This window comes from Burkholderia sp. DN3021, assembly GCF_049805555.1.
Taxonomy (GTDB): domain Bacteria; phylum Pseudomonadota; class Gammaproteobacteria; order Burkholderiales; family Burkholderiaceae; genus Burkholderia; species Burkholderia pyrrocinia_C.
Genome location: NZ_JBNCAB010000067.1, coordinates 1 through 19,502 on the forward strand (window position 1 = coordinate 1; position 19,502 = coordinate 19,502).

Annotated in this window: 17 protein-coding genes; all 17 read right to left on the minus strand. The window is 59.9% G+C overall.

All coding sequences use genetic code 11. The features are described from left to right. Positions 1-412: IS66-like element accessory protein TnpA (tnpA, locus tag ACPUER_RS26645; RefSeq protein ID WP_425132545.1), on the minus strand; the 412-nt coding region annotated here is incomplete at its 3' end. Between the two features lie 506 nt (positions 413-918). After that, positions 919-2,799 carry a polysaccharide biosynthesis protein gene (locus tag ACPUER_RS26650; protein WP_425132546.1) on the minus strand — a complete coding sequence of 627 codons (1,881 nt, stop codon included), beginning with the start codon at positions 2,797-2,799 and terminating at the stop codon, positions 919-921. A gap of 12 nt (positions 2,800-2,811) precedes the next feature. After that, a complete protein-coding gene (locus ACPUER_RS26655) occupies positions 2,812-3,828 on the minus strand; it encodes an MraY family glycosyltransferase (protein ID WP_425132547.1) in 1,017 nt (338 codons plus the stop codon). Positions 3,829-3,833: 5 nt separating this feature from the next. Beyond that, positions 3,834-4,802 carry a UDP-glucose 4-epimerase family protein gene (locus tag ACPUER_RS26660; RefSeq protein WP_425132573.1) on the minus strand — a complete coding sequence of 323 codons (969 nt, stop codon included), beginning with the start codon at positions 4,800-4,802 and terminating at the stop codon, positions 3,834-3,836. Between the two features lie 157 nt (positions 4,803-4,959). Then, positions 4,960-5,967, minus strand: coding sequence for a class II aldolase/adducin family protein (locus ACPUER_RS26665; protein ID WP_425132548.1), 1,008 nt, complete (start codon positions 5,965-5,967; stop codon positions 4,960-4,962). A 3-nt stretch (positions 5,968-5,970) separates the two neighbouring features. Then, positions 5,971-7,656 carry a hypothetical protein gene (locus ACPUER_RS26670; RefSeq protein ID WP_425132549.1) on the minus strand — a complete coding sequence of 562 codons (1,686 nt, stop codon included), beginning with the start codon at positions 7,654-7,656 and terminating at the stop codon, positions 5,971-5,973. A 7-nt stretch (positions 7,657-7,663) separates the two neighbouring features. Beyond that, positions 7,664-8,410 (minus strand): HAD family hydrolase, encoded by a 747-nt coding sequence (locus ACPUER_RS26675; RefSeq protein WP_425132550.1) that lies wholly within the window; start codon positions 8,408-8,410, stop codon positions 7,664-7,666. Further along, positions 8,407-10,455, minus strand: coding sequence for a uridine kinase (locus ACPUER_RS26680; RefSeq protein ID WP_425132551.1), 2,049 nt, complete (start codon positions 10,453-10,455; stop codon positions 8,407-8,409). Before ACPUER_RS26680 ends, ACPUER_RS26675 begins: the two co-directional genes overlap by 4 nt. Beyond that, positions 10,452-11,054 carry a phosphatidylinositol-specific phospholipase C/glycerophosphodiester phosphodiesterase family protein gene (locus tag ACPUER_RS26685; protein ID WP_425132552.1) on the minus strand — a complete coding sequence of 201 codons (603 nt, stop codon included), beginning with the start codon at positions 11,052-11,054 and terminating at the stop codon, positions 10,452-10,454. The genes ACPUER_RS26680 and ACPUER_RS26685 overlap by 4 nt, the downstream gene beginning before the upstream one ends. Further along, positions 11,055-11,750 (minus strand): glycosyltransferase family 2 protein, encoded by a 696-nt coding sequence (locus tag ACPUER_RS26690; RefSeq protein ID WP_425132553.1) that lies wholly within the window; start codon positions 11,748-11,750, stop codon positions 11,055-11,057. Beyond that, complete coding sequence (locus ACPUER_RS26695; protein WP_425132554.1) at positions 11,751-12,149, minus strand: GtrA family protein; 399 nt, start codon at positions 12,147-12,149, stop codon at positions 11,751-11,753. It lies immediately after the preceding gene. A gap of 4 nt (positions 12,150-12,153) precedes the next feature. Then, positions 12,154-13,815 carry an NTP transferase domain-containing protein gene (locus ACPUER_RS26700; protein WP_425132555.1) on the minus strand — a complete coding sequence of 554 codons (1,662 nt, stop codon included), beginning with the start codon at positions 13,813-13,815 and terminating at the stop codon, positions 12,154-12,156. A 299-nt stretch (positions 13,816-14,114) separates the two neighbouring features. After that, positions 14,115-15,317, minus strand: a complete 1,203-nt coding sequence (locus ACPUER_RS26705) for a glycosyltransferase (RefSeq protein WP_425132556.1) — start codon at positions 15,315-15,317, stop codon at positions 14,115-14,117. Next, positions 15,314-16,390 (minus strand): glycosyltransferase family 4 protein, encoded by a 1,077-nt coding sequence (locus ACPUER_RS26710; protein ID WP_425132557.1) that lies wholly within the window; start codon positions 16,388-16,390, stop codon positions 15,314-15,316. The genes ACPUER_RS26705 and ACPUER_RS26710 overlap by 4 nt, the downstream gene beginning before the upstream one ends. A gap of 25 nt (positions 16,391-16,415) precedes the next feature. After that, positions 16,416-17,567, minus strand: a complete 1,152-nt coding sequence (locus ACPUER_RS26715; RefSeq protein ID WP_425132558.1) for a glycosyltransferase family 4 protein — start codon at positions 17,565-17,567, stop codon at positions 16,416-16,418. Continuing rightward, positions 17,564-18,481 (minus strand): NAD-dependent epimerase/dehydratase family protein, encoded by a 918-nt coding sequence (locus ACPUER_RS26720; protein ID WP_425132559.1) that lies wholly within the window; start codon positions 18,479-18,481, stop codon positions 17,564-17,566. Before ACPUER_RS26720 ends, ACPUER_RS26715 begins: the two co-directional genes overlap by 4 nt. Beyond that, positions 18,459-19,493, minus strand: a complete 1,035-nt coding sequence (gmd, locus tag ACPUER_RS26725) for a GDP-mannose 4,6-dehydratase (RefSeq protein WP_425132560.1) — start codon at positions 19,491-19,493, stop codon at positions 18,459-18,461. The genes ACPUER_RS26720 and gmd overlap by 23 nt, the downstream gene beginning before the upstream one ends. Positions 19,494-19,502: the final 9 nt, after the last annotated feature.

Below are 19,502 nucleotides of genomic sequence, written 5' to 3' on the forward strand. Positions count from 1 at the left end.
GCTCGCGAATCAGCAGCTTCAGCGTTGCCGGCGATACATCACCTCGCAGACGAATTCGTGCCCGTTCAAATTCGATCTCGCAAACACCTTCCGCCAATGGCACGGTTTCCGAGGTCGTCTTCGCAGAGGCCGGGACCAAGGTCTCGTCAACAATACTCACCGGCAACAACGTCGGAATACCGTCGGTCGGTTTCTGGACTACATGTTCAGGGCACGGCGGACCAAAGGCGCCTTCAAGATATTGGCGACGCCATCGGAAGAGCAAGTTGGTGTTGACATCGTTACGCCGGGAAACCAGCGAAACCGACGCGCCTGGCTCGAACGTTTGCTCAACCAAGCCCCGCTTGAACTCGTCCGCGAAGTTCGGTCGTTTGCTCGACTTCACGCGTTTGGCGTCCGGAATCTCGTCCACTTTGCTTCCCACTAAAAAATTTAGTGGGAACTACGATACATTCGATTAGGCCCCGTGGCCGAACGGCCAGCTCGAGCCGCTTACAAAGAAAGCGAGAGCGAGAGCGAATAGGCTCAGTTCAAGTCCGAAATTATCTCGACCTGCACTCATCCAATCGAACTCAGCTTCCTTTGTTAAACATACGCAGGAACCGACCGACAGTCAATCAGACCAGATGAACTTCATGGAAGTTAATATTGTCAATCCACAATCGGACACGGACAATATTTCCGCATTCATTGCGCAACCGGCATGCAATCACAAGCGCCTAGCGGACATTATGATTTACAAGAAATTTAATATGTTTTCGGTTGGCTGACGGAGCTCGCGATGTGCGCCACCGTACCGATCTCCGATTGCTACTTATCTACCGCTGCCTGCCAAACAAAAATGCCGTTCAGCGTTTTACTGAACGGCACAGGTCCCATGATCCATCTGGCTTTATTTACGCGAGCGCATCGAGTCGATCATTTGCCCGAGATAGCGCGCCTCGGCACGCTTTGCAACACCGGCGTCACCGTGGTCTGGTACTCAGGCACCCAGCGCCGCAAATCGCGCCGCACCTCGTCATCGGACAGCACGCGGTGCTGCATCAGCCACGGCAGCAATTCATCGAGCAGGTTGTCCGGCACTTCCCGTGCACGCGCAATCCGCAGTTTCGGGTGCGGCGTGCGCGTCGTCGCCTCGTCGTCCGCGAGCAGCTCCTCGTAGAGCTTCTCGCCCGGCCGCAGTCCGGTGAACTCGATGCGGATCTGTTCTTCCGAGAAACCGTACAGGCGGATCAGGTCGCGCGCGAGATCGACGATCTTCACCGGCTCGCCCATGTCGAGAATGAAGATCTCGCCGCCATGCCCCATGCTCGACGCCTGCAGCACGAGCTGCGACGCTTCCGGGATCGTCATGAAGAAACGCGTGATCTCCGGGTGCGTGACCGTCACCGGGCCGCCCTTCGCGATCTGCTGCTGGAATTTCGGGATCACGCTGCCCGCGCTGCCGAGCACGTTGCCGAAGCGCACGGTCTCGAACTGCGTGCGCCCACTCGTCTGTTGCAACGCCTGGCAGGCCATTTCGGCGAGGCGCTTGCTCGCGCCCATCACGTTGGTCGGATTGACGGCCTTGTCGGTCGAGATCAGCACGAAGTGACGCACGTCGTGGCGGATCGCCGCGCGGGCCACGCGATATGTGCCGAGCACGTTATTACGCAGCGCCTGCCACGCGTTGTGCTCCTCCATCAGCGGCACGTGCTTGTAGGCGGCCGCATGGAACACGATGTGCGGCGCATGGCGCGACATCACCTGGTCGAGCAGCAGCGAATCCTTCGCATCGCCGATGATCGGCAGAACCGGCAGGTCAGGGAAGCGCTCACGCAGTTCCTCGGTGAGCCGGTACATCGCGTACTCGGACAAGTCGAACGCGACAAGCTGCGCCGGTACGAAACGCATGATCTGCCGGCACAGCTCGGAGCCGATCGAGCCGCCCGCGCCCGTCACCATCACGACGCGACCACGCAGCAGCGCCTCGACGTGCGGCGTGTCGATCGTCACGGCGTCGCGGCCGAGCAGATCCTCGAGATCGATGTTCCGCACCTGCGACAGGAAGCCCTGCCCCGGCATCAGCGCGGTCAGCGAAGGCAGAACCATCGCCTTCACGCCGGCACGCACGCACAGCGTCGCGACGCGACGCTGCGTTTCGACCGACGCCGACGGAATCGCGATGATCGCGTACTCGACCTTCATTGCGTCGGTCCAGTGCTTCAGGTCGTTGAACGAGCCGAGCACCTTGTAGCCGTAGATTTCGCGCCCCTGCTTCGTGACATCGTCGTCGAGCAGGCCGACGAGGCGCCACTCGCCCGAACGCGACAGTTCTCGCGCGAGGCTCGCGCCGGCGGTGCCGGCGCCGAGCACGAGCACCGGCTTGCCCTTCCCGACCAGGCCGCCGTACAGGTAGTACTCCTTCGTCGCGCGATACAGCGCGCGCGCGCCGCCCATCGTCAGGAACAGCATCAGCGGCGACACGAGCAGTACCGAGCGTGGAATGATCGGAATCGGCTGGAACATCACGGCGCCGATCATCACGATCACGCCGCCGCCGACCACCGCCTTCGCAATGCGCATCAGGTCGGGCAGGCTCGCAAACACCCACAGCCCACGATACAGGCCGAACCCGTGGAACATCAGCGCGTAGACGGGCAGCACCCACGTCAGCGCCATCAGCGCGCCGCTGAGGAAATCATGCGGAACGCTGCCATTGAAACGAACGAGATAAGCGAACAACCATGCGGCGACAACCGCCGTCAGGTCGAACAGGAAAGCACTCAGTGACAGCCAAGATGCCTTGGATCGCAACATCGGCGGGAAACCTCAAGAGTTGTTTTCGGTGGCCGACTGAAACCGGCGCCAACGCATGTCGATCAACCATCCGAACCATGCCAGGACGCCATACCATGCGAAGAACGACAGCCATTGCTGCAGTTCGGGGCGGCCCTTTGCCCACACGGCGACAATTATGCCCGCGAGCATGATGAGGTACCAATAAAGAGCGGTCCGACCGTGACCTACGCCCGATCGGACCATCCTTTGATAATAGTGCTCCCGGTGCGCCTGCCAGAACTTTTCTCCGCGTAACAGACGTCTCAAAAGTGTTACAGATGCGTCAGCAATAAAGGGAGCGAACACCATCGCGGGAAACCAGACCGGCCAGACGCCGGTACGCCAGCCCCAGTAGCCTAGCGCGCCGGCCAGGAATCCGAGCGGAATCGAGCCGGCGTCGCCGAGGAACAGCCTGGCCGGATGGAAATTGAGCAGCAGGAAGCCCAGCGCCGCGCCGGCGACCGCCGCGCCCGCCACGATTAGATCGGGAGACGCCTGCGCGCCATTCAGCGCCGCAACGGCGTACCCGCCGAAACCGAACAGCGCCATACCGCCCGCGAGGCCGTCGGCGCCGTCCATGAAGTTGTACAGGTTCGTCAGCCAGACCATCGCGAAGCCCACGCCGGCGAGCAGCCACCACGGGGCGTCGGCCGGAAAGACGACGATCAGCGCGACGACGGCCGCGAGGTGCGCCGAGAACCGCACGCGGGCCGGTAGCCCGCGCCGGTCGTCGATTTGCGACATCGCAGCCAGCCCCGCGGCGGCGATGGCGATCAGCCACAGTCGCGGCGCAAGCGCCAGCAGCGCGACGATGCATACCGGCACGATGCCCCATCCGCCGACGCGCGGCGTCGGCAGCGTATGAAGCGAACGATCGTTCGGAATATCGGTGGCGAGGCGCCATGCGAGGCCGGTCGCGAGCAGCATGCGCAGGATAGCCGTCGATGCGATGGCGGCGACCAGCGCCACCACGACCGCAGCAGGCCATGTGGAAATCGGGAAATGCATGTCGACTATTGTTGTGTATCGCGCGAACGATACCATGCGGCGGTCGCTTCGAGGCCCTGGCGGGTCGTATAGGGCGGATGCCAGTCGAGCACGCGCTTGATCCGGCCGGTATCGAGTTGAAGGCTGCCCGTCAGGCGGTCGATGGCCGCACGGCGGCCGGTCAGTCGGCCAACCAACCGAAGGGCAGCGAGCGGCACCGGGAAAAGCCGGGCCGGCCGGCCGAGCACATCGCCGACCATCCGCAGCAGCCCCGCCACCGAAGGCGGATCGTCGTCTGCGACGTGAAAACATTCATACGCCGCACGCGGATCGGTTGCGCAGCGCAGCAACGCGTCGGCGAGATTGTCGACGCAGACGATGCTGCGCCGCGCGGCAATGGTTCCCAGCGGTAATGGAATGCCGCGCGATACGGCGCCCATCATCCGCAGGAAGTTCGCACGAACCTCGGGGCCGTAAACCAGCGGCGGGCGAACAATCACCGTCTCGAGACCGGTCGAATCACCAAATTGCCGAAGCAGCGTCTCGGCCTCACACTTCGAACGGCCGTAAGGATCCTCAGGGCGCGCTGGAGCATCTTCGCGCAGCGGCTGGCCCCCATCGCTTTCGGCGATAGCCTTGACGCTGCTGACAAACACGATGCGACGCACACCATGCTGGTGGGCGGCTTCGGCGACACGCAACGTGCCGTCGACGTTCATCGCGCGAAACTCGGCGTCGGCATCCAAAGCCGAGTCGTTCATCACATGCACGCGCGCAGCGAGATGCATGACGCAATCGACCTCACCGGGCGCCGCCGGCCAATGTGCGCTGATATCCGTGAACTCGCGGCCCGTGTACACACACTCGTCGACGCCCGCAGGCGCGGTTCCGGTACGACGAACGATGCCCGTCACCCGATGACCGTTTTCGACCAAGGTACGGCAGAGGGCGCGGCCCACAAAACCGCTCGCCCCGGTTACCAAGACATGCATCAGCGATGTCTCCAGGCAAGACGGTTGAAGGTGGGGTATGAACGCGCTGGACAACGAGCCCTAACGTGGGTCGCCACACCTATCTCGCTCTCAAGCCCCGCGATATCGATCTCGGTATTTCGTGCGATGTGCGGCGATCCACGCAAGTCATCGCGAGTCATCATGAGTTTTGCTGACGATATTTCTCGGCGTCCCAATTCAGCAAATCCGAAACGTCGGTACCGGACAGCGATTGAACATCCGACGCATCATCAATCCGTATTGCAACATCGTAAAAGCACTGAAGCATCGCGCGTTGCGCTTTCGTCATATCATGCCGCTCAAGCACCCCTATTCCCTCGACAAAGATACATGGCGGACGACGCGCTATAACTCGTTCGACATCTTCGTGCAACATCGAAGGACGGATGATGGTCGCATCCGCACCCAAAAAAACGGCATGGTCAGGGTACATCACCCAATGATCATGTACCAGTTCGAGAACGGTTCTGTCCAACGCCATGACGTGCCAGTGAGAGGCATCCGTGGGCACGTATCCGTACTGCTCCCATACCTCGCCGTTCGAGCGTGTAAAACCCGAATCGCACCCGGTCCAGGTTCGCGGCTCAAGCCGCAAGCGCTTTGATACGCCTCGAAGCAAGTCATCGACTTCGTCGACCGTATTGCCACCGACTACTAGTCCGTGATTCGCCAGGACCAGTACATTGGCCGCTGGATACTGCCTGCAGACCTCCGATACGGCAGCGGTCAGCCGCACACCTGGCTTGGCATACGGAACGAGCGCCCAAGACATACCACTCAACCTCTTTGCAAGCAAATCAGCGCCTGTCTTGCGAGCGCAAATCGCGAGAACATCGACCGGATGGACGTGTACAACGATACGGTGCGGTAACACAGCGTGCAGCGACGTCTCGATCGACGGGCGCGCGGTCGAATCTCCCACGACCGCACTCATAAAGCTATCTTCTCCGGCGAGCATTAGCGTCCGCACCGTCGCAAGCGATAGAGGAACGAAAATGTCGCGAAGCCTCGCATCGGAAAGCCAAGTGCCCGACGCCTTGATCCAAAGCGTATCGTCGTCTTTCCACGAGATGTTGCCGCCGGCACCTTGCACGAGAAGCGCGTCGCTCCCGAGCACCGAACTGAAATCGGATATAACCTTGTGCATGAATCACCTGACATGGACAACAATGTCGAACGCGCTCGACTTGTTTACCTGATAGAACCACGCGCACCCCTCCTGCACCGGCGAAATCACTAGTCGATAATCTCCCGGTGATGCCGGTTTTTCCACCGGCACCGTGAGTACAGCGCTCTGGCCTGGCTGCAATTGATCACTCAACATGGCTCGCGCACCATCGACTACGACCTTGCCCGTCTTTTCGTCGAGCCATTGATAGCCAACTTTCACCGAGCCTACGCCTTTTGTTGGGCTGAATGCAACGCTCGACCGGTTGGTCAGCTTGACTTCGACGAGCATCAATTTCCGGTCGAGAAGCCTTGAAACCCAACGTACCCCGCCCACCTCCGTAATCGCCAGTGGCGCCGTTTGCGCATCGAAAGAGGTCAAGCAAGCCGCATGATCCTCTATATACACCTGAGCGGGCTGCTCGATCCAATGCCCACCGCTGAGCCGATCCTGCGCGAATAGGAAGAAGAAAAAGGCCGCGATAGCCGCGAATGCGATAATTAGCGCACGCGGAACGACTTTATCGATGGCAAGCAACATGAACGGTAGCGCGAACAGGAACATGTCCGATGCTTTGAAATACCCGCTGTAATGCTGCACGACAATGTAGTTGAAGCAGAGATACATCGCCGAAAGAGTGCCAAACGCCAGTGCGAAGCCGGCAACCTCGTATTGCTTGACCTTGCCGCGCAAGCATGCTCGGAGCACGACGAGCATCGCTATCCCCATCGCTATCACCAGCAGCAAATGAAGAATGAGCCCGCCCCCTTCGAGACGGCCCTTCCCACCTCCCACGAGCGGATGTAGTCCACGCAACCCGAGGAATGCATAGCGTAAGGTGTCTGCAAAAGGCCAGGTAAGCAACACTGCGCCTGTCTGCGGTGAGCCGATGTGCAATCGAACGTATACCTGCCACGCTAGCATCACCGCAACGGGAAGCGCATGCGCGATCACTGGCAGGCGATTGCGATGTACCGCCGTTTCCCGGTTCAACACCCATCCCAGCAACGCTCCCGCGCCCGCAAAGAAAGGGACGACAACGTATGCCTCGCGGGCCAATGCCGCAAACGACATCGCAAACACATACAAGGCGGCACGGCGCTCGTACCAGCAGATCAACGCCAGGATCAGCAGTGCATCGGCACCGGCATCGGGTAGTCCGTTGAGGATCGTGATCTGTACGCCTGCGGCAAGCGACCAGAGCAAAATCAGGTAGGGAGAACGTCCGTGCTGCTGGAACCAACGCGAACCCAGCACAGTCGCTAACAGCACCAGACCAAGGTTCGTCGAGTAATAGACCAGTGGACTGACCCACGTCTGCCCCATCAGCTTGGACACGATATTGGCGATCAGCGGAATGCCGATTCGCTGATATCGATAGGCTGGCGTATCAAGATGAGCGACGGTATCGCGAAGTGCAAGTACGTCGTTTGACATCGCGTAATAGAACTGACCGTCCCAACCGCCTGACTCGCGAAAAAAGGTCGTCAACCCATGGTCGCGGAGTTGGGTCGGCAACCCGAACTTATCCGACGGAATCATGAATTGCGAGAAGTGCCCCAATATCAATCTGCCAGACAAAAACAATTCCAGACAGATCCATGCGACGAGCGCAGTAAGAAGCGCAGCAAAAACGTTCTCTCGGGTCAACGTATAACGAAGCTTCATGAACAGCTCACCTTTGCGTAATGCTGCTAATCAAGCCGCTCAGTTGTTTGAATTCGTAGACGATCGCATCGGGACGCTGATCGCCTTCCCCGACGGCAACTCCCGCATGAATTTTCTGGATCGTAACGGCTTTGATAGCCTCCCGCGCTCCCTTGATATCGTTCAACGGGTTGTCTCCGATCATCCAGATGCAATCGCCTTTTGGGCGCATTTTCTCGAGCGCAATCTCGAACGGTGCCGGATCGGGCTTGTCCGATCCAGCCTCTTCGCTAGTTACGATGTAGTCGAAACTTTGATCAAGACCGAAGTAAACCATCTTACGAAACTGGATCTGGGCAGTCAGATCGGTAACGATGGCAGTCGGTACACCTGCCAAACGAAGATCGTCGAGCAGCTCCTGCACGCCATCGAATAGCTCTGCATGACTCAAGAACGTTCGCCAGTATGTCTGCTCGAAATCCAGAGCGAGCAGGACCTGAGAGCGTAAGCCGATGATCTCGAGCATCCGTTGAAAATAAAGAAGCCGGCTATGTGAACTCGCCTGATGCTTTAGTCTCTGCTTGACTTCCTTGCGTGCCGCGCCATATGCAACCTCAAACTGTGCCTTGGTGATAGAGAACGTACCCATCGCCTTTTGCCGCACGGCGTCCATTGCAGCTGCATGAGCTGGGTCGTACGGATAAAGCGTGTTGTCGGTGTCGAAGAGCACTGCGTCGGGAAGACGCTCGAAAAGCGTAGGATCGAGGAGTTTCATTTGAGTCTTTTTTGTAAAGCCTGCGTGAGATGCGACAGAATCATCAGTTGCATCAGCCCCGCGATGCCGTCCTCCCAGCGCGGCGGCTGATCTAGTAATACTGCCGCACGCGGAATCAATTGCTGCGCCGCCATGGCAACGTCATCGGCGATCGTTTCACCTTCAATCGTCATCTTGACCGTAGATTCGTCCCCGACGAGCACCGTATCGACATGTAGCCCGCAAATTCCGACAAGCGTTCGCTCAAGGGACTGCTCGTGCAGACCATGCCGCGAACTCACGACGAGCTTGAATCTGAGCGGCCTGTCGTCGCCGGGGTCCTTCAGAATGCGTGGATGGATTGGCTGTAGCGATAGGACCAAATCGGCATGCGCGGCTTGAGGATGAACGAAGCGCTCGGCGTCACCAGTTCGCTTTTCGATCGACGCAAGAACGGTTTCAAGGCTATGCCGCCGCTTGTGTACATCGCGTTGAATCTTGAAATAGCGTCGCAACCCTTCATCTATGTCAAGAAAGATCGTCAGATCGTAGCGTTCCCGCAATAGCGGTTGATAGAGTGCGTGCAGCCCGCTGGCGATGACGAAATCGTTGCTTGCGACGGTATGCGGTTTGCTCATCTTGCCGCTGGCGTGGTCGTAATGCCGCGCTTGCACGGACCGTCCGTTGGCGAGCGACAAGACGTCGGTAGCAAAACGCTCGAGATTGTTTGCACGGGGATTCAGGTGCGTCATTACCTGCCACATTGGTTTATGCCGATCCCAGTGGTGATAGTCGTCACCCGATACACGCACGACCGAATGCTGCCCGAGCAAGCCAACAATGGAATCGACGAGGGTGTCCTTTCCTGCGCCGGAATCTCCGGCGATACCGATGACAACCGGCTTGCGGCTCAATCTGAAGTAGTCATTCTGGCGCACCGCCTCGCGCCAGATCCGCCAAACCAGAACAAGACCGAACGCAATCAAGACGCTGTTGACGACATTGACGACCCGCGGATACGCATGCAGGTCCAGGCCAAAGCGTGTCTGCTCCAGCATTGCGCCCATTGCGACGGGAAGCGGCGACGTCAATAGCGCAGTGAGTATGTACGCAATCGAAAACGCCGATACAAGCGCGATCGATACACGCCCCGACATCGCCTGGTAGTAAACAAGCAACGGCATCACCCACACGAACCAACCCGGCGCCGCAGGAGTCATCAGCAACACGAGGAAGAACGCGACCCCGAGCAGCACATGCAACAAATCGAAGCTGATGCGCCTAATTCGCCAACACGAATACAACATCAGCAAATACGCCGCTGGCAAGACGATTAGAGCTCGGTCGTTGCCGATGCCGAGCGCAAATTCCCAGGCCTTCCCCAGCTCTGGGTTGTGAATCAGCATCGCAACGGCGTTGCTCGATAGAAGAAACGGCGTCTCCAATAGCAGCAGCACGATGGCCAGACCAAGCGCAAACTCGGCGCAGTGGCGACGCATCGATTTATTGCGGTAGAGATAGATCGCGATCAGCGGCAGAGCAAGCAGCATGCTCAGCTTTGCCGAAACGGCCGCCCCGCAAATCGCGCCGGCAAGGCCCTTCCTACGCGCTCTAAGTGCGAGAAGCGCACTGCACAACAACGCCACGGGCACAAGGTCGTTGGCGCCGAGAAAATAGACAGCGAAAATGATGACGGGCGACAGCCAATACAGCGAGAGCAGAAGCCTGTCCTTTACATCGAACAATGCCCTCAGCGTAAGCAGCAACGCGATATCGGCCAGCACCAGCGTACCGCCGTAAGCCACTGCGGTCGGCAAATGCGCGAGATTCGCCACCAACGTCAGCGGCAAAAACGCAATCCACATCGCATATCCGTACGGAAATGCGCGTTCGACGCCACCCGCCTGAATGAAGACGGTCCACGGGTCCCACGACAGATGCCGCGAAGTCACCTCCATGAACGGCACGTACCAAACTTGCGACGCATGGGGAATCACGAGCGCAACGAGCGCGACTCGCAACAGTAATCCGACCCAAAACGTCGGATTTGCAAAAATCGGCTTCATGGAGCGAACGAGCCTTCCCACAGGTCAGGGCGCTTGGTACACACCGCATCGATCGCAATCGCTCGATCTGCGAGTTCACCCTGCATCTTCGTTATTTCATGTTCGTCGGTTCTTCCCTGCAATTCAGGGGAAACGAGACACAATCGGAATCCAGCCTCTCGCAACCGAGCACCGTCGGCAGTCGACAGAGGGAACTTCGTGAAGCAGTCGACCCATACCCATTCGACCATTCCTGCCAACGATAGCGCAGTCTCGACTGATTCGAATTCCGAAACCCGAACGGCGCAGCGCTTCTCACCAAGCCGCGCCCATTTGACCAAAAACGGGAACGACTGATCGAGAAAGAAGTAATCCGAGATCGAGAATGCATGCATCAGCTCGATGAGCTTCGCTTCGAGGCCCTCTTCCTTGACGTTCAGGATCAATGTTCCGTGGCGGTAATGCGTAAGCCAGGTCTCGAACGATTCGCCATCGACAAACGGATCGTGATGAATCACGAGTCGGTCCGCGACGCTGCGAATGTCGACCTCGATGCCATACCTTTCAGGCGTGGCCTGCAATGCCTCAATCGTGTTTCGGCGATGAGCGATGATCTTCATTTACTTCTCCGCTTTGCGCATCGACAGACTGAAGTCGATCGTGCGTCGAATGAATTTCCGTTTAGCGGCCCAATTGACATTCCAATGCGAGACACCGTGAGCGCGCTCGCCAAAACGGACGGGGAAGCGATGAACCGGGAGTCCCATGGCTCGCGCCTGGTAGTACACGTAGAGATCAAGTGAGAAGTCGCTCGGGGGATTCTTAAGGCGCTCGAAGAACGCGCGGGAAAACATCGTCGGTTGCGCATTGATATCCCACAGTGGCTTGCTCAACAGACATGTTTCGAAGATGCTCATCCCGACGGTAAACGCCACATCGGCAATCGGTCGCCCGTATCTGCGCCCCTTGACGAAGATATCGTTTCCATGGCGCTCGAATAGCGCAAGCCCCTCCAAAGCGTCGCAGGGGTCTGTTTGCATGTCCGCGTGAGTCCACCCGAGGATTTCGCCCTCGGCGGCTCGTAGACCGCTCAGTATTCCGAAGCCATAGCCCTGGTTGACGTCGACGCGTACCGAGCGAAGCCCGGTGGTTCCGGCGAGCAAAGTGCGAAGCACGGCTGGCGAATCGTCACTGGAGCCATTATCGACGAGCACGACCTCGACACCGCTCGATGCACAAAGATTCTTGCAACGCTCGACGAGCAGGGGCAGATTCTTGGCCTCATTGAAGCAAGGGATGACAAGGGAAAATCGCATCTATGCCTCACGAGTAAGTTGGCCACGAAACACAAAGAATCGCATGCCAAGAAAATTCAGTGCTGCAGAAACCCCTGTCGCAGCGAGAAAGGCGAGCCGTACTGCCCAGTCCCTTTCCCCCGCGATCAGCAAGACGAAGTGATTGATCAATACATTGCCACCAAGTGTGAGCATATAGAGCATTGCAAACCGGAACACGCTGCCCGGAGCGTGCTGCCGATGACCGAATGTCCACGAACGATTGGCAAAATATGCGAACACCGTGCCGACAATGAACCCTACCGCTTTGGCGAGTGCATACTGCACGCCGACGCCCAACAGCAGCGTGTAGCAGAGGAAATCAATTCCGACCGTTAACGTGCCGACAATCAGGAATATCAGGGCTTCACGTTTGATCACGACATCAACCCGCTGTATGCGGCACCGTTTTCTCGTAGCGCCGATCGAGAGAATCGACGGCGGCACGCGGGACACGGCAATCGGATGCGATCGTGTAGCGATGTCCCTGCCACTTCGAGAAGCACGATTGCCAGTATTCGAAGGTGCGGAGGTCGTTTGGGGTTCCCCAAGACAGATATGAATCAACCTCGAGTAGCCGGCAATTCATGCCGAGCTGCATTGCATCGTCGATGCAGGTATCGAGGTAATACTCACCCTTTACACGGGCTTCGCGAGCCATCATGTGCTCGACACAATGAACGAAGTCGGCGGCTCGCTTGAACGTGAACGTGCCGAGCACAATGGGATCGTTCCGCGGGTCGCCAAGCGGTACCTTGACCGATACCTGCGTGACGCGTTCGCCCTCGGCGCCGAGCCAACCGAACATCTCCGGATGGCGGATCGCATTGGCGTGCCCCTTGACAGCCCAAACCAAAACATCCGTGCCGGGGTCATCGATCAGTGCATCGAACCGGACATCGTCATAGAGCGCACCGAAATCGCATGCGCCGAAGGTTACGGGCTCCGGTACGTGACCCAATTCACGTTGCGCGGCTTGCAATCCAATCAATGCCGTACATGCCTGCCCGTCGGTCACACCTTCGACGAACTCAATGATCGCCCCAGGGCAAGCGTCGCGCAGTATTGCCGATACCTCAGCTGAGCCCGGCATATCGCGGCGCATAACGAATACATACTGTTTGGCCGGTGGCAGGAAGCGTGCCGCCTGAACAACCATGGGCAACCCCGACACCTCGATGAGCGGCTTAGTTTCGGTATAGCCTTCCCGGGCAAACCGCTCGCCGAGACCAGCCATTGGAACGATCACCGTACCTCGAGGAATTGCGGCGTCAGGCCGAGGCATCGAAAGTCGATCGAACGCAGTCGACCACATGCGGTATTCGGCTACGTCTTCGGGAGTTCCCCACTGCATGAAATGCTGGAGCGGATAGACTGCGACAGAACGCCCCGCCTCAAGCAATGACAGGTACGCAAGACTCACGTAGAACTCTCCACCGACGCTCCTGCCCTTTGCTTCAGTCTCCTCGAAGGCGCTCAGCATGAGCTCCCCGGATCGAAAGTAGTACGTCCCACTAGACGCGTACTCTTCCATCCGGTTGTCCGTGTAGGGCATCTTCTCTTGGATGTCTTTCACCCAACCGCCCGACTCTCGCATATAGGCGTAATTGGTCGTACCAAGGGTATGCGGATGGAATCCCTTGTAGGCCGGAATGGCACCGTCGCATTGCGTCTCGTCGACGAACGCCTTGAAATGCTCCCAGTCCCAATAACAAGTGAAATCGCAGTAATTGACCACGACGGGTTTGGAGCGGTCGATATGCTCCGCAGCCATCAGAACCGCGTGTATCGGCCCGAGCTTGTGGGAATCAATCGCGACGATCCGCCCGGACGGCGCCAGCTCCCGAAGGATGGCCTCCATCCGGTAGGTCGGATCCGCAAGATGGTCCTTATTGCAGATGAATACAAAGTCCGTCTCGCCGGGAAACAGGTCGACGACGTGGCCGATAATCGGCTTGCCGTCTATTTCGATGAGCGGTTTCGGCACGTCATAGCCGGCGCGACGAAAGCGCTCCCCGAACCCCGACATTGGAATAACGATCTGCATCCGAACCTCGTGTTATTAAGCGCGCGCCGTAGGCTCGCAAGTTGGCGCCGACATTATACGCGGCTTCAGGTCGGCATTTTCTACCACTACCTCGTAGATGCCCGGCACCTCGATAGGGTGTGCCCCCTTCCCTCAAAGACCGGCGCGGTCAGAAGTGGAATTTTTCGTCGAGGGTGTTCTACGAAAAAAGCGAATGTATCGAACCCAAATCTAGCTACATCCGACACAAGAAGTTCAGCTTTCGACATCACGAACGCTGACCTGCCACCCGTCGCCCTCGGCACGCCAACGCTCGGCGATCACGCCGAACCAGCGGCCAGCAGGCCGTTCACACGCTCGACCAGCCCCCGCGTCATCTCCGTCCAGCCGTGCTCCCGTTCGACAAACTGTCGGGCATGGCCAGCCATTTCCACCGCCGCCGACGGGTGAGCCACCAGCCACTCGATGCGCTCGACGAACGCCTCAGGCGTATCCGCGATCAGCAGATCGTGCCCGATCCTTGCGCCCAAACCCTCGTGCCCCAGCGATGTGGTGACGACGGGTAGCCCGAGCGCCATGTACTCGAGAATCTTGTTCTGAACGCCTGCACCGATGCGCATCGGACACACGCCGATCGCCCCTTCAGACGCGGCCTCCGCGACTGACGCGACCCGGCCGGTCACCTCAACACCATCGTACGCGCGGAATTGTTCGGCCAGCACGGGTGCGATCGAGCCGACGATCCGGAAGCGGTAGTCCGCGCGCTTACGCAGCAACGGCAGCACCGCTTCTGCGAAGTAGTGGCACATGTCCTGGTTCTGGACCGTCCGCATGTCGCCAATGAAAACCAGAAGGCGGTTCGCCATGCTGCGTGCCACGTACGGAAGGCCCGACAGGTCCACTCCGTTCGAGCACACCATCACCTTGCTCGCCGACTCGCCGGGAAACAGGTAGTCACGATCGGCCTTCGAAACCAGCACAGACAGATCGAAATCGTCGACGATCGTGCGCTCGTAGCCGAGCAGGCGTTTCGCCTCGATGCCGAACACGCGCGACTTCAATCCCCGTGCCTTTTTGAGTTGCTTGACGCGACTATAGTTAAGCGAGATCGCATCAGTCATTTCCAGGATGCGCGGCTTCTCCGCGTGGCGCACGTATTCGGCGCAGCGCACCAGATGTACGAACACGCCATCGTGCGACGGCATCAGTCGGGAAACGGCCGCCGCGAATGCGCGGCTCCGATAGTACGCTACCTGCAGCGGCGTACGGGTGGGCAACGCGAGCAATGTATTGACGTACGAACGCTTTCTGGACAGAAAGACCCGTTCGACCCGATCGAACACGCCATCGTCGGGGACTTCCGCGTGCAGTTCTTCCGGACTCTCGCACAGGCTCAACAACGTCAGCGAGTAATGGCGGGACAGCACCCTGCACAGGTGATAGATCCTCAGCTTGTCGCCGCCGATCACCGGGTACGGGAACCTGGGGGTTAGTACCAACAGCTTCTTCTTGTCCACGCTCATGACAAACGCGCCCAGAAATCCACGAGCGACGGACGCACGGCCGATTCCGAGAAGGTGCGCGCACGGTCCATGCCGTCGCCGATCGCCACCTCGAATCGCTGGTCGTCGCTCCATACCTTGCGGATCTGTTCCGCCATCTCTTCCACCGAATAGGGATCGAACTGCAGACCGCACTCGCCGGCGATCTCGGGCATTGACGTCGTATTGCTGCACGCGACCGGCGTGCCAGACGCCATCGCTTCCAGCAGCGGAATGCCAAACCCCTCGAACAACGAGGCAAAGACGAACGCGCGGGCACGTCGATACTGCTCGCGCAGCTCGTCCCGTGAAATGTAGCCGAGTAGTTCGACAACGCCCGCGAGCCCGAGTGCGCTCGCCCGCTCGAGAAAATGCGCGTGATGCTCGGACTTGATGCCGGCGATCCGCAGCGTGGCGTCGTCGCCAAGCGCCGGCCGCGCGATCGCGAACGCTTTCAGGAGACGATCGACATTCTTGCTCGGTGCCTCGCCCGCGACCGTGAACAGGTACGGCTCGCGCGCCGCCTGACTCAACGGTGACTCGAACCAGTCGTCCGCAATCGTGCATGGGATAACACGCACATCTGTCTCGCGCAACCCGAGCGTCTCAACCAGTTCCCGCTGCGAAAACCGCGAGATGGTCAGCACGACGTCAGCCCGGCGCGCCAGCCTAGGCACCACATAACGACGATAGATGCGTCCGGCGGTCTGATACAGCGATCTCGCCGGCGGCAACTCGTGCCACGGCTTCATGTAGATCAGATCGTGAACGACCGCGATCAGCCGCGTATTGCCCGTCGACCGCAGGGGCCCCGTGTTGTACGGGCACAGCAGATAGTCGAGCTTCTGCTCGCGGCACAGTCGCGGCAGTTCGATCTGCTCCCACCATGGAAAGAAACCGCGCCCGTCGCTGACGCACGGCCACTCGTCGACACGTACGCCGCTCGGGGCCAAGCCCAGCACCGACGCACCGACCGGCGCCACCAGTTGCCGGGCGAAGCGCCCCATGCCGCGGTAGTTGCCTACCATCCAAGTGATGTCCACCCCCAACTTCACGCGGAGCTCCTCGAAGCCAATTGACTCATGAACGACGCATTCCTCCGAGAACGGCCTCGTAGACGGCCAGCGTCTTCTCCGCGCAGGCTGGCCAGTTCAGTTCGCGCGCCCGTGCCAGTCCGGCTTCGCGAAGCATGTCGGCCTTGTCCGGATGCTCGACGACCTGCCGCATCCCGTCGGCGATTTCGTCAACGCTGGTCGGATCGACCAGAATCGCCGCATCGCCCGCGACTTCGGGAACGGACGTCGTGCCGGACGCGACCACCGGCAACCTCGACGCAAACGCCTCGACGACCGGAAGCCCGAAGCCTTCGCACAGCGACGCAAACACGAGTGCGCTGGCCGACTGCATCAACGCGCGCACGTCGTGGTCGGGCAGATATTGGAGCCAGCGGACGCTGCCGCTGTCGTCCGCGCGCAAGCGCGCGACGAGTTGCTCGCAGCCCCATCCGGCACGACCAACGATCACCAGCGGGACGTCGCAGCGCAGCGCGGCAGGCAGGCTCGCGTGGGCATCGACCACCCGCTCGAGATTCTTCCGTGGCTGCAGGGTCCCGACGCATAGGAAAAATTGCCCCGGCAAATCGAGCCGCTTCAGTACTTCATCACGCTCGGCGCGTTCGATCCGCTCGAAGAAACGCGGATGCACGCCCAGAGGCACAACAGAGATCCGCTCGGGCGCGATGCCGAAATGTTCGACGATCTCCTGCTTCGAATAGTCGGAAATCGTGATTACGTGGTCGGCCCAGTGCCCTGAGCGGCGCAACAGCCAGCGGCGCAGCGCCGCCAGCTTGATCGTCGTCCACTCCGGATGCGACAGCGGAATAGCATCCATCAACGTCGCGATCACCGGGGTGCCGAACAATTTCGGAATCAGGTGATCCGTTGCATGGAATACGTCGACGCGCTGCGCACGCAACGCCTTGTCGTCGACCCAGGTCCATGGCGTGACGGCGCCCAGCACCGTCGCAACCTCGTGCCGGCCGAGGTTCATCGGAGGCTGAGCGCCTGGAAACACGTCATCGCCGACGATCGCGCCAAAGCCGGCGGGAACCAGCTCGACCCCGTCTCGAGCAAGCAGTGCCCGACCCAGTTCGCGCGTATACGACCCGATGCCGTCGACTCCGCCATGCACACTGCTCCGTGCAAGGGCGGTCGTGCCGAAACCAACTTTCACGCACGCCCCCCACTGAACATCCAGCGCAGCGTGCTTTCCAGCGGAATGTCCTCGAGCAGCCCGACAGCGGCCTGCAGGCGCGCGCCGTCGCCCTGCAACCGGCGCACTTCGTTCGCGCGCACGAATGCCGGATTGACGCGTACTTCAATCGTATAGCCGGCGATCTGCTCCATCAGCGCAATCACCGACTTTAGCGACACCGCCCGGCCGGAGCAGACGTTGAACACGCCGCCAGCAGGCGCAAGCTGCAGCAGGCGCCGATACGCATCCACCACGCGGCGCACGTCCGAAAAATCACGCTCGACATCGATGTTGCCGAGTTCGATCACGCGCTCGCCGCGCTGAAAATGGCTGACGATCTTCGGCAGCAGGAACTGGGGCGACTGGCCGACGCCCGTATAGTTGAATGGGCGCGCGACAACGATCGGGAGCTTGTCGTGCCACAGGCGCGCCATGTATTCCATCGCCAGCTTGCTGACTGCGTAATCGTTCGCCGGATTCGGTTCGACCGATTCGTCGATGATCTCGACCGCCGCGTTGCCGTAGATGTTGGCGCTGCTCGCCAGCAGAACCGCCTTCGGGCGGTTCTCCAGGTTTGCGAGCGCCTCCAGCAGGTTGCGCGTGCCCACCACATTCGTGCGATAGATCGCGTCAGCGTCGCCGTGCGCGACGAACGCGATCGCGGCGAGATGCGCGACCACGTCCGGCTGCACGTCGGCGACGACTTTCGCCAGTTCCGCACGGTCGCACAGATCCACCCGATACATGTCGGCGCCGGTCGCCTCGGATCCGTGCGCCGTGCCGAACACGCGATAGCCGGCCGCCCTCAGCGACTGCGCTAGATAGTCGCCGGTAAAGCCGCCGAGCCCCGTGACCAGCGCACGCGGCGCGTCAGAACGAGAAGCCGCGTTCATTGCGTCGCAGATCCGCTTCAACCATCATCGCGCACAACTGCTCGAGCGTCGTCTTCGGCTCCCAGCCCAGCTTCTGCTTCGCCTTCTCCGGATTGCCGATCAACAGGTCGACCTCGGCCGGCCGATGGAACTTCGGATTGACGCGAACCACGGTCTTGCCGGTTGCGACATCGACAGCGATCTCATTCTCGTCGCTGCCCTTGAACTCGAGGTCGACGCCGGTCGCCTTGAACGCCATGCGCACGAAGTCGCGCACGGTTTCGGTACGGTTCGTCGCCAGCACAAACGTATCCGGTTCGTCGGCCTGCAGCATGCGCCACATGCCTTCGACATATTCCTTCGCAAAGCCCCAGTCGCGCTTCGCATCCATGTTGCCCAGTTCGAGCACGTCGAGCTGGCCAAGCTTGATCTTGGCGACGGAGTCAGTGATCTTGCGCGTAACGAATTCGCGGCCGCGCAGCGGCGATTCGTGATTGAACAGGATCCCGCTGCAGCCGAAGATATCGTAGCTCTCGCGGTAGTTCACCGTGATCCAGTGCGCATACAGCTTCGCCACACCATACGGACTGCGCGGATAGAACGGCGTCGATTCGATTTGCGGAATCGCCTGCACTTTGCCGAACATTTCAGAAGTGCTTGCCTGATAGAAGCGCACCTTCGGATTGACAATGCGGATCGCCTCGAGCAGGTTCAGCGGACCGACGCCCGTGATCTCCGCGGTCGTGACCGGCTGGTCGAAGGACACGCCGACGAAGCTCTGCGCCGCGAGGTTGTAGACCTCCGTCGCGCCGGTCGTCTGCAGCAGGCGGATGCTCGCCGACAGGTCGGTCAGGTCGTATTCGACCAGATGCAGGTTCGGATGCTTGGCGATGCCCAGCTCTTCTATACGCCAGAAATTCACCGAGCTGGTGCGGCGATAGGTGCCGTAGACCGTGTAGCCCTTGTCGAGCAGGAGCTCGGCGAGATAGGCGCCGTCCTGGCCGGTGATGCCGGTGATGATGACTGTCTTCATAGTGATACT

Coding starts and splice junctions, on each gene's coding strand:
- ACPUER_RS26720 (WP_425132559.1), bottom strand. CDS start 18,481: ATGAACGCGGCTTCTCGTTCTGACGCGCCGCGTGCGCTGGTCACGGGG.
- ACPUER_RS26685 (WP_425132552.1), bottom strand. CDS start 11,054: ATGAAGATCATCGCTCATCGCCGAAACACGATTGAGGCATTGCAGGCC.
- ACPUER_RS26665 (WP_425132548.1), bottom strand. CDS start 5,967: ATGCACAAGGTTATATCCGATTTCAGTTCGGTGCTCGGGAGCGACGCG.
- ACPUER_RS26690 (WP_425132553.1), bottom strand. CDS start 11,750: ATGCGATTTTCCCTTGTCATCCCTTGCTTCAATGAGGCCAAGAATCTG.
- ACPUER_RS26675 (WP_425132550.1), bottom strand. CDS start 8,410: ATGAAACTCCTCGATCCTACGCTTTTCGAGCGTCTTCCCGACGCAGTG.
- ACPUER_RS26655 (WP_425132547.1), bottom strand. CDS start 3,828: ATGCATTTCCCGATTTCCACATGGCCTGCTGCGGTCGTGGTGGCGCTG.
- gmd (WP_425132560.1), bottom strand. CDS start 19,493: ATGAAGACAGTCATCATCACCGGCATCACCGGCCAGGACGGCGCCTAT.
- ACPUER_RS26700 (WP_425132555.1), bottom strand. CDS start 13,815: ATGCAGATCGTTATTCCAATGTCGGGGTTCGGGGAGCGCTTTCGTCGC.
- ACPUER_RS26670 (WP_425132549.1), bottom strand. CDS start 7,656: ATGAAGCTTCGTTATACGTTGACCCGAGAGAACGTTTTTGCTGCGCTT.
- ACPUER_RS26650 (WP_425132546.1), bottom strand. CDS start 2,799: ATGTTGCGATCCAAGGCATCTTGGCTGTCACTGAGTGCTTTCCTGTTC.
- ACPUER_RS26680 (WP_425132551.1), bottom strand. CDS start 10,455: ATGAAGCCGATTTTTGCAAATCCGACGTTTTGGGTCGGATTACTGTTG.
- ACPUER_RS26705 (WP_425132556.1), bottom strand. CDS start 15,317: ATGAGCGTGGACAAGAAGAAGCTGTTGGTACTAACCCCCAGGTTCCCG.